9 protein-coding genes and 1 pseudogene are annotated in these 9,412 nt (G+C 70.2%); 3 read left to right on the top strand and 7 right to left on the bottom strand.

Features of this window, described 5'->3' with window-relative positions; genetic code table 11:
* The coding region (locus ACFFNX_RS40410) for an SPOR domain-containing protein (RefSeq protein ID WP_378211464.1) at positions 1 to 837 on the bottom strand (837 nt) is incomplete at its 3' end.
* 16 nt (positions 838 to 853) lie between these two features.
* Here ACFFNX_RS40410 and ACFFNX_RS40405 point away from each other — a divergent pair.
* Complete coding sequence (locus ACFFNX_RS40405; protein ID WP_378211463.1) at positions 854 to 1,165, top strand: hypothetical protein; 312 nt, start codon at positions 854 to 856, stop codon at positions 1,163 to 1,165.
* A gap of 30 nt (positions 1,166 to 1,195) precedes the next feature.
* Here ACFFNX_RS40405 and ACFFNX_RS40400 read toward each other — a convergent pair whose 3' ends face one another.
* Complete coding sequence (locus ACFFNX_RS40400) at positions 1,196 to 2,257, bottom strand: ATP-dependent DNA ligase (protein WP_378211462.1); 1,062 nt, start codon at positions 2,255 to 2,257, stop codon at positions 1,196 to 1,198.
* A gap of 223 nt (positions 2,258 to 2,480) precedes the next feature.
* On the opposite strand from ACFFNX_RS40400, the gene ACFFNX_RS40395 reads away from it, so the two are divergent.
* A complete protein-coding gene (locus ACFFNX_RS40395; RefSeq protein WP_378211461.1) occupies positions 2,481 to 2,891 on the top strand; it encodes a hypothetical protein in 411 nt (136 codons plus the stop codon).
* On the opposite strand, the pseudogene glgX reads toward ACFFNX_RS40395, so the two are convergent.
* From glgX to ACFFNX_RS40380, 3 genes and pseudogenes are all read right to left on the bottom strand, one after another.
* Positions 2,872 to 4,985, bottom strand: a pseudogene (gene glgX / locus ACFFNX_RS40390) (glycogen debranching protein GlgX). The gene ACFFNX_RS40395 and the pseudogene glgX overlap by 20 nt on opposite strands.
* Positions 4,986 to 5,093: 108 nt before the next feature.
* Positions 5,094 to 5,837: a class I SAM-dependent DNA methyltransferase gene (locus tag ACFFNX_RS40385; protein ID WP_378211460.1), complete on the bottom strand. Its 744-nt coding sequence runs from the start codon at positions 5,835 to 5,837 to the stop codon at positions 5,094 to 5,096.
* Positions 5,838 to 5,960: 123 nt separating this feature from the next.
* The gene (locus ACFFNX_RS40380; protein ID WP_378211459.1) at positions 5,961 to 6,992 is read right to left on the bottom strand and encodes an aldo/keto reductase family protein; all 1,032 of its coding nucleotides are present in this window, start codon (positions 6,990 to 6,992) and stop codon (positions 5,961 to 5,963) included.
* A 49-nt stretch (positions 6,993 to 7,041) separates the two neighbouring features.
* Here ACFFNX_RS40380 and ACFFNX_RS40375 point away from each other — a divergent pair, with 49 nt between their 5' ends.
* Entirely contained in the window at positions 7,042 to 7,710 is a 669-nt protein-coding gene (locus tag ACFFNX_RS40375; RefSeq protein ID WP_378211457.1) for a FadR/GntR family transcriptional regulator, read from the top strand.
* 30 nt (positions 7,711 to 7,740) lie between these two features.
* Here ACFFNX_RS40375 and ACFFNX_RS40370 read toward each other — a convergent pair whose 3' ends face one another.
* Positions 7,741 to 9,015, bottom strand: a complete 1,275-nt coding sequence (locus ACFFNX_RS40370; RefSeq protein ID WP_378211456.1) for an MFS transporter — start codon at positions 9,013 to 9,015, stop codon at positions 7,741 to 7,743.
* 89 nt (positions 9,016 to 9,104) lie between these two features.
* Positions 9,105 to 9,412 (bottom strand): phosphodiester glycosidase family protein (locus ACFFNX_RS40365; RefSeq protein WP_378211455.1); only part of this gene is annotated, 308 nt, incomplete at its 5' end.

Raw genomic sequence — 9,412 nt, 5'->3', positions numbered from 1 at the left:
GCCCCGGCCGCCGAAGGTGCCCGCGCCGACCACCCGGCCGTGGCCGTCGAGCACGGCCTGCGCGCCGGCCCCGGCGGGAAGGTCCGCGCCGTAGTGCGACGTGAACTCCACCAGGTCATCGGCGCTGGTGCAGGTGAAGTCCTGACGCGGCTGCTCGGTCGGTGACACCCCGGGCCGCCCGCAGTCACGGATCTTGCCCGGCACCCGGTTGGTCCCGTTGATCGCGTACGACGACGCGCCGTCGCGGACGGCCGCGCGGGAGGTGAGGTTCGCGACCCGGCTGCGCCGGCCCCCGTCCTGGAGGATGAGAGCGGCCCGGCCGCCGGAGGACTGGGCGTCGAGCACGCCGCCGTAGACGCCGAGACCCGCCTGCGTGCCCTGGACGCCGTCGGCGTCGGCGGTGATGAAGAAACCGGCGTTGACCGCGAGGACGGAGCCGGCCGCGCGGGCCTGGGCCGAGGTCGTCGACCGTCCGGCGACCGCGCCGCCGTGGTCGGCGACGATCCTGCCGCGGAACCGCGTGGGATCCACGATGCCGACGTGGACGCTCTCCCGGTCGGGCGCCCGGTCGGCGTCGTAGCCGGTCCATTCGACCAGCGGATGCAGGCCGGCGGAGACGACCGCGTCCGCCTGCGTCTTCGCGTCGGCCTGGGAGGCGAAGACGCCGACGCGTACGCGGAAGCCCTCCGTGCCGTGCGGGGTGTCGGTGAAGGCGGGCCAGGGCACCCGGTCGACGTGCGCGTCGATCCCCGCCGCGGCCAGCCGCGAGACCGACCCGGCGGCCCACCGCGCGTCCCCGAGCTCCGCCCAGGCGGCGGCGCCGGTCAGCCGGTTCACGGCGGGAGCCTGCACGGTGACGGTCCACCCGGGACGCGCCTGCGGCACGGAGATCGACGCGGTCCGCACCTCCACGCCCGGAGCCGGTGAGGTGGAGGTCCACGTCGCCGTGGCCGATCTCCACGGCAACACGATCCTGCCCGGCCGCGCGGTGGCCGAGGCCGGACCGGTGATCGCCGCCGTGGACGCGGCGATCAGGGCGATGCCCGCGGCCATCCATCTTCGACGCACCATCGAGGACCTCCAACTGGATAAAAACGGATGTTCTGGACATAGAAGATCATCCGCAGTGGTGGAGGTCGGAGGTGATCAGGCGACCGGCAGGTGAACTGACGCTTAAGGCTGCAGCGCCCGCGGCTCAGGTGCCCAGGATGTCGTCCAGGTCGTAGGCCACCGGCACTTCGAGCTGGTCGTAGCCGCACGACTCCGGCGTGCGGTCCGGGCGCCACCGGCGGAACCGCGCCGTGTGCCGGAACCTGCGGCCCTCCATCTGGTCGTAGGCGACCTCGCACACCAGCTCAGGCCGCACCGCGACCCACGACAGGTCCTTCTTGGCGTTCCAGCGGGTGATCGCGCCGGGCATCCGGTCGGCGGTGGCCTCCGTCTGGGCGGCCCATTCGGCCCAGGGGTGTCCGTCGAGCTCGGTCATCCGGTACGGGGCCAGCTCGTCCACCAGCTCCGCGCGCCGTTTCATCGGGAAGGACGCCGAGACGCCCACGTGCTGGAGCCGCCCGTTGTCGTACAGGCCGAGCAGCAGCGATCCGACGATCGGCCCGGACTTGTGCCAGCGGAACCCGGCCACCACACAGTCGGCGGTGCGCTCGGGCTTGACCTTGAACATGGCCCGCTTGTCCGGCTCGTACGGCCCCTCCAGCGGTTTGGCGATCACCCCGTCCAGCCCGGCGCCCTCGAACTCGGAGAACCACCGCAGGCCCACGTCGTACCGGTCGGTGGCCGGGGTCAGGTGGACCGGCGTCTTGACGCCCGCCAGCGCCTCGGTGAGCCGGGCCCGGCGCTCGCCGAACGGCGTCTCCATGAGCGACTCGTCGCCCAGCGCCAGCAGGTCGAAGGCGACGTACGACGCCGGGGTCTGCTCGGCGAGGAGCTTGATGCGCGAGGCGGCCGGGTGAATGCGCTGCTGGAGCACCTCGAACTCCAGCACCTGCCCCTGCCGCAGGACGATCTCGCCGTCGAGCACGCAGCGTTCGGGCAGCTCGCGGCCGAATCCCTCGATCAGCTCGGGGAAGTAGCGGCCGAGCGGCTTGCCGTTGCGGCCACGGATGTCGATCTCGTCGCCGTCGCGGAACACGACCGCACGGAACCCGTCCCACTTGGGCTCGTACAGCAGGTCGCCGCGCGGGAGCTCCTTGACGGCCTTGGCGAGCATCGGTGCGACCGGCGGACTCACCGGAAGGTCCATGCGCTCATCCCCTTACGTATCCCGGCGGTGAGCTGGGAACTCATCGTATGGCAGAGCCCGCTCGCAGGGCAGGGTCCCCCGCTCGCCCACGTCGCCCTGCCGCCGGGGTCAGACATATGTTCGGTCACATTTTGCGACTGGATGGCTGCATTCGGCTTATCAAATCGCCGTTTTCCAGGAAGACTTGTGCCGGAAGGGGAGAGGTCCGGGAGAAGGAGATGCGTTGGAGATCGCCGCGTTAGTCATGTGGGTGCTCACCGCGGTGGCGGGACTGCGCCTCCTCGTACGCCGGTTCTCCGAGGGCGGGCTCCGGCGGCAGGGCACCAAGGTCACCCGCTATCCGGCCGTGCTGTTCCTCGGCCATCCCGCGCTCGCCCTGCTCGCCCTGGCGACCTGGGTGGCGTTCCTGCTGACGCGCAGCTGCGTGTACGCCTGGAGCTCTTTCGGCGCCCTGGTGCTGGTGGCACTGCTGGGGTTCACCATGTTCACGCGCTGGCTCACGGGCCAGGGCGGCAAGCACGCGCGTGACGGCGAGCAGGTCTTCCCGGTCGTCGCGGTCGTGGCCCACGGGGCGGTGGCGACGCTGACGTTCGTGCTCGTGCTGCTCACCGCCATCACGGTGAGCCGCCACTGAGCCTCCGCAGGAGCAGCATGCCGCGGTCGATCACCTCGACCTCGTCGCGTGCCTTGATCGGTTCTCGGCCGCTCACCAGGTCGGTGGCCGTGTCGAGGGCGATCTCCCACTGCTCGCCGTACCCCTCCTCGGGCAGCCGGAAGGTGATGCTCTCGGAGTGGGCGTTGAACAGGAGCAGGAAGGAGCCGTCGCGTACCCGCTGACCGCGGGTGTCCGGCTCGGTGATGGCGTCGCCGTTGAGGTAGACCGCGACCGCGCGGGCGTAGCCGGTGTGCCAGTCCGACTCCGTCATCTCCTCGCCGGCCGGTGTCAGCCAGACGAGGTCGCGCTCGCCGTCCAGGCCGGCGCCGTGTGTGCGGCCCTCGAAGAAGCGGCGCCGCCGGAACACCGGATGGTCGCCGCGCAGCGCCGAGACCCGCTGGACGAAATCGACGAGGTCGTCCTCGGCCCGCCAGGACATCCAGGCGAGCTCGTTGTCCTGGCAGTAGGCGTTGTTGTTGCCGCGCTGCGTGCGGCTCAGCTCGTCGCCGTGGGAGATCATCGGCACGCCCTGCGACAGGAACAGCGTGGCGATGAGGTTGCGCTTCTGGCGCAGCCGCAGCGCGCGGATCGCGGGGTCGTCGGTCTCGCCCTCGACCCCGTGGTTCCACGAGCGGTTGTCGTCGGTGCCGTCGCGGTTGTCCTCGCCGTTGGCCTCATTGTGCTTGTGGTCGTAGGAGACCAGGTCGTGCAGGCTGAAGCCGTCGTGGCAGGTGACGAAGTTGATCGAGGCGAGCGGCCGCCGGCCGTCGTCGGCGTACAGGTCGCTGGAGCCGGTCAGGCGCGAGGCGAACTCCGGCAGCACCGGCTCGCCACGCCAGAAGTCGCGGACCGAGTCGCGGTACTTGCCGTTCCACTCGGTCCACGCGGCGGGAAGTTGCCGACCTGGTAGCCGCCCTCGCCGACGTCCCACGGCTCGGCGATCAGCTTGACCTGGGAGACCACCGGGTCCTGCTGCACCAGGTCGAAGAAGGCCGACAGCCGGTCGACGTCGTGGAACTCCCGCGCCAGCGCCGACGCCAGGTCGAACCGGAAGCCGTCCACGTGCATCTCCAGCACCCAGTAGCGCAGCGAGTCCATGATCAGCTGAAGCGCGTGCGGATGCCGGACGTTGAGGCTGTTGCCGCAGCCGGTGTAGTCGAGGTTGTAGCGCCGGTCGCTGTCGCTGAGCCGGTAGTACGCGGAGTTGTCGATGCCGCGGAAACTCAGCGTCGGCCCCAGGTGGTCGCCCTCGGCGGTGTGGTTGTAGACCACGTCGAGGATCACCTCGATGCCCGCCTCGTGCAGGGTCCGCACCATCGCCTTGAACTCCAGCACCTGCTCGCCGCGCTGGCCGGATGAGGAGTAGGCGTTGTGCGGGGCGAAGAAGCCGACCGTGTTGTAGCCCCAGTAGTTCGACAGCTCGCGGGCGACCAGCGCGTGCTCGGAGACGAACTGGTGCACCGGCATGAGCTCGATCGCGGTCACGCCCAGGTCGATCAGGTGGTCGACCATCGCCGGGTGCGCGAGGCCCGCGTACGTGCCGCGCTGGTTCTTCGGGATCTGCGGATGGAGCCGGGTGAGGCCCTTGACGTGCGCCTCGTAGATCACCGTCTCGTTGTACGGCGTCCGCGGCGCACGGTCGTCGCCCCAGTCGAAGAACGGGTTGACCACGACGTTCTTCGGCATGTACGGCGCGCTGTCCGCGGTGTTCAGCTCCGACGGCGCGGCGAAGCGGTAGGAGAAGACCGACTCGTGCCATTTCAGGTCACCGTCGACCGCCTTGCCGTACGGGTCGAGCAGCAGCTTGGCCGGGTTGCACCGGTGGCCGTACTTCGGCTCGTTGGGGCCGTGGATCCGGTAGCCGTACCGCTGACCCGGTCCGACCCCGAGCACGTACCCGTGCCAGACGAAGCCGTCCACCTCGGGCAGCTCCAGGCGTGTCTCCCGCCCGCGCTGATCGAACAGGCACAGCTCCACCCGCTGCGCCACCTCGGAGAACAGGGCGAAGTTGGTGCCGGTGCCGTCCCAGCTGGCACCCAAGGGGTACGGCGTACCAGGCCACACCTCGTGCATCGCTCTCCTCGGCATACGGCGGACTAGACCACATGATTGTTGCCGCACCCGGAGAAATAAGCGAACGGCCGGGCCGATGAACACGCTCCAGTGCGGGCGCGGGCGGAGCTACCGTCCCGGTGGGATGCGGTAAACGGACACGTGAGACCGGGATTCGGCGGTGAACTCGGCTCCGGCCCAGTCCGCGTGCCTGGCCTCCAGTTCGAACCCGGCCAGCTGAGCCATGAGGTCGAGCTCGGCCGGCCAGACGTAGCGGTGCGGGCTGCGGGTCAGCCGGGCCCGTCTGCTCTCATCGAATCTGAAGTGGTGCGACACGAGATGCTGACGCAGCACGTCGTAGGTGTCCAAGCCGATGTAGCCGGGCTCGAAGTGGAAGACCGCGGCGTGCTGACCCGGCGGGAGCCTACGCAGGTCGGGCACTCCCAGCTCGATGACGAAGCGGCCGCCGGGCGTCAGGTGACGGGCGGCGTTGCGAAAGCACGCGACCTGCTCGGCCTGGGTGAGCAGGTTGGAGATCGTGTTGAAGACCAGGTAGACGAGCGTGTATCTGCCTGGAGCGACCGCGGTCGCCATGTCGCCGACGACCACCGGAATCGTCGCTTCGTCCGCCTTCGTTCGCAGTTGCTCGATCATCGGACGCGACAGTTCGATGCCGGTGACGGGCACCCCTCGTTCGGCGAGCGGGACGGCCACGCGGCCCGTTCCGATGGCGAACTCCAGCGCGTGCCCGTCGCCCGCGAGTGCGGCGAGGCGGTCCACGGTCGGCCCCAGAACCTCGGGGGCGAACATTCCGGTGCCCGGCGTGTCATAGCGCTGGGCGATATCGACGTCCCAGATCTCTTCCTGGCGCATGCCGCCAACGATCGCCGCGGCCCCACGCGTTTGTCCAACGGTTTCGCGGCCAGGCCCGCCCGGCCGTGCCCGCTCAGGCGCCGGTGGCGATGACGGTGCGCGGCCCGGCCGGGGGAGCGTCCTTCAGGCCTTCCAGGCGGGCATCACGTCGAACGGGGTCGCGATCTTGCCCGGATCGCGTTCGGCGAGGTCTCCGTGGAGCTCGTCGACGAGAGCGGCGTCGATGCGGTCCAGGACGTCCTGGTCGAGCCTCCTGCCGGCGGCCGCGGTGTTCTCGCGGAGCTGGTCGGGGCGGGACGCGCCGATGACCGCGCTGGACACCGCCGGGTTCTGCAGCACCCAGGCGATCGCGAGCTGGGACAGGCCGAGGCCCGTTTCGTCGGCGATCGGACGCAGGCGCTGCACCGCGGCCAGCACCGGGTCGCCGAGGTAGCGGCCGACAAAGCGCGCGCCGTGCGAATGCTCGGCCCGGCTCTCGACCGGCCGTTGCCCGCCGGGCAGGTACTTACCGGTGAGAACGCCCTGTGCCACGGGGGAGAACACGATCTGGCCGATGCCGAGGCGGGTGCAGGTCGGCACGACCTCTTTCTCGATGACCCGCCACAGCATGGAGTACTGCGGCTGGTTGGAGATCAGCGGCACCTTCAGCTCGGCCGCGTAGGCGGCGGCCGCCTCGATCTGGGCGGGACTCCATTCGGACACCCCGAGGTAGAGCACCTTGCCCTGGCGGACCAGGTCCGCGAAGGCGGTCATGGTCTCTTCGAGGGGAGTGCTCTCGTCGTACCGGTGGGCCTGGTAGAGGTCGATGTAGTCGGTGCCGAGGTTGCGGAGGGAGGCGTTGCAGCTCTCGGTGATGTGCTTGCGGGACAGGCCCTTGTCGTTGGGGCCGGGCCCGGTGGGCAGGCAGACCTTCGTGAGGATCTCCACCGACGCCCGGCGGACGCCGGACAGGGCCGCGCCGAGCAGCTTCTCGGCGGAGCCGTAGTCGGGGCTGCCGTACACATCGGCCGTGTCGAACGTCGTGATGCCCTCGTCCAGCGCCGCGGTCACGCACTCGCGTGCGATCTCGGCGGCCTCACGGGTGTGGGTGAGCCAGTTGCCATAGGCGATCGCGCTGATGGTCAGGCCGCTGGTGCCGAGCCTGCGATATTCCATGCGCGGCACGCTAGCATAGAGGTCCAATGAGTGGACGTCTTGGGGTGTCATGCACGCGGTGACTCGTACGTCGTTGGTGGACCAGGCGATCGGCCGGATGCGCGAGGCGATCGTCTCGGGCGAATGGCCGGTGGGCGAGCGCATCCCGTCCGAGCCGGAGCTGATCGGCACGCTCGGCGTGGCCCGCAACACGATGCGCGAGGCGGTGCGCGCGCTCGCCCACAGCGGCATGCTCGAAGTGCGGCACGGCGACGGCACCTACGTGCGCGCGCGCACCGAGACCGAGGGCGTACTGCGACGGCGACTCCAGCCGGTCGACCTGCTGGAGGTGGTGACCGTACGGCGTGGGCTCGAGGTGGAGGCGGCGCGGCAGGCCGCCGAGCGGCACACCGCGGACGACCTGGCGCGGCTGACCGCACTGTCCCGCAGCCCCGACCGGGGTGGTCTCGATCACCGGGTCACCCGGGCGGTCGACTTCCACAACGCCCTCGTGGACGCCTCACACAACCAGCTGCTCATCGAGCTGTACCGAGCGATCAGCGACGCGGTCGCGCACGGAATCCGCCAGGCCACGGCGGACCCGGAGCTGGCGGACGTCGGTACACGAGAGCATGAGGAGCTGCTCACCGCGATCGCCGGCCGTGACGCCGACCGCGCCGCGCAGGCCGCCGCCCGCCACCTGGATCCCCTGGTGGCCCAGGTCCGAGCCCGGCTCTAGCCGTGCCGTCCGGGGACGTTCCCGAGCGTGCTAGGTGGCCGTCTCGGGTGTGGCGGCGACGGGATCCCGGCCGAACTCCACGCTGTGGGCCTCCTTGCCGAAGGCGGTCAGCAGGATGACGGCCAGGAGCGTCGGCGCCACCACCACCGCGAACGCGAACGAATAGCTGTGCGAGTCGGCGAGGTGCTCCTGTAGCGGCAGGTTGAGCGCGGCGAGGAGGTTGCCGAGCTGGTACGTCACACCGGGATAGAAGCCCCGGATGGCGTCCGGTGACATCTCCGTGAGGTGCGCCGGGATCACGCCCCACGCGCCCTGCACGAAGAACTGCATCAGGAAGGACCCGATCAGCAGGAACGCCGTCGTCGTGGAGTAGGCGAACAGCGGCAGCGCGACCAGGGCCAGGATGGAGGACCCGACGATCGCCCGCCGCCGCCCGAAGCGCTGGGAGAGCGCGCCGATCAGCATGCCGCCGAGGATGGCTCCGACGTTGTAGACCACGGCGATCCCGACCGCGTAGTCCGGGGAGTGCTCAAGCCCCTTCTTGAGGAAGGTCGGGTAGACGTCCTGCGTGCCATGGCTCATGAAGTTGAACGCCGTCATGAGCAGCACGAGGTAGACGAACCGGATCAGCACCTTGCGGTCGAAGAAGACCCGGCGCAGCGGCGTGCGGGTGACCTGGAGGCGTTCGTTGGTGCGTTCCCAGGCCTCCGACTCGCCCACCCGATAGCGGATGTAGAGCGCGATCAGCCCCGGGACGGCGCCGAAGAAGAACAGGCCCCGCCAGCCGAACAGCGGTGTGATGACGAAGTACGCGACGGCGGCGATCAGGTAGCCGAGGGAGTAGCCGACCTGGAGCAGCCCGGAGAAGAAGCCGCGCTTGGCGACCGGGATCTTCTCCATCGCCAGGGATGCGCCGAGCCCCCACTCGCCGCCCATGCCCAGGCCGTACAGGAAGCGCAACACCAGCAGCATCGTGAGCGAGGTCGAGAACCCGGAGACGAACTCGACGGCGGAGTAGAACAGCACGTCGACCATCAGCGGCACGCGCCGGCCGGCCTTGTCCGCCCAGACGCCGAACAGGTACGCGCCCACCGGCCGGGCGATCAGCGTCAGCGTCGTGGCGACGGTGACCTTCTCGGGCGAGGTGCCGAAGTCCTTGGCGACCTCGGTGATGACGAAGATGAGCAGGAAGTAGTCGAAGGCGTCCATCGTCCAGCCCAGCAGGGCGGCGAGGAACGCGTTGCGTTGGTCGCGGTCGAGGCCGGAGGCCTGGTCGCGGATGTCACTGAGCAGGGGGAGGCTCATGTCGATCCTTCGTCCGTCCGTCGCTCCCAGTGATCCACCAGATTAGACCGGCCGTCAAGATCTTCCTATCAACGCGGCAAGGCCGTTGGTCAGTGACGTCCGCGCCGCGCGCGGCCCGGTTCGCCGCGGACGAAGACCCCGACGCCGTTGGCGACGGCCCGTTCGGTGCCGCCCGACGGGGCGTTGCGTACGGACACCACGGGCTCGCCGGCCGTCCGCAGCACGAAGGTGGACGAGCCTCCGCCGTCGAGGTTCAGCGCGTCGCGTGCGCCCGCGCGCCGGAGGAGAAGGGCCAGGTCCGCGAGCGTCGCGCCATGGCTGACGGGCGAGCGGCCGTCCACGACGAGGAGGTACAGGCGCCGGCCGTTCGCGCTCAGGCCCGCGGCCGTGCGGGCGG

It is taken from the genome of Actinoallomurus acaciae, from assembly GCF_042429965.1.
Lineage (GTDB): Bacteria > Actinomycetota > Actinomycetes > Streptosporangiales > Streptosporangiaceae > Actinoallomurus > Actinoallomurus acaciae.
Note: the sequence above shows the minus strand (reverse complement) of the source record. Positions and strands in the feature narration are given on the sequence as shown.

Excerpts from the sequence above, each read along its gene's own strand:
- ACFFNX_RS40375 (WP_378211457.1), top strand. The coding sequence starts at position 7,042 with ATGCACGCGGTGACTCGTACGTCGTTGGTGGACCAGGCGATCGGCCGG.
- ACFFNX_RS40380 (WP_378211459.1), bottom strand. The coding sequence starts at position 6,992 with ATGGAATATCGCAGGCTCGGCACCAGCGGCCTGACCATCAGCGCGATC.
- ACFFNX_RS40385 (WP_378211460.1), bottom strand. The coding sequence starts at position 5,837 with ATGCGCCAGGAAGAGATCTGGGACGTCGATATCGCCCAGCGCTATGAC.
- ACFFNX_RS40370 (WP_378211456.1), bottom strand. The coding sequence starts at position 9,015 with ATGAGCCTCCCCCTGCTCAGTGACATCCGCGACCAGGCCTCCGGCCTC.
- ACFFNX_RS40400 (WP_378211462.1), bottom strand. The coding sequence starts at position 2,257 with ATGGACCTTCCGGTGAGTCCGCCGGTCGCACCGATGCTCGCCAAGGCC.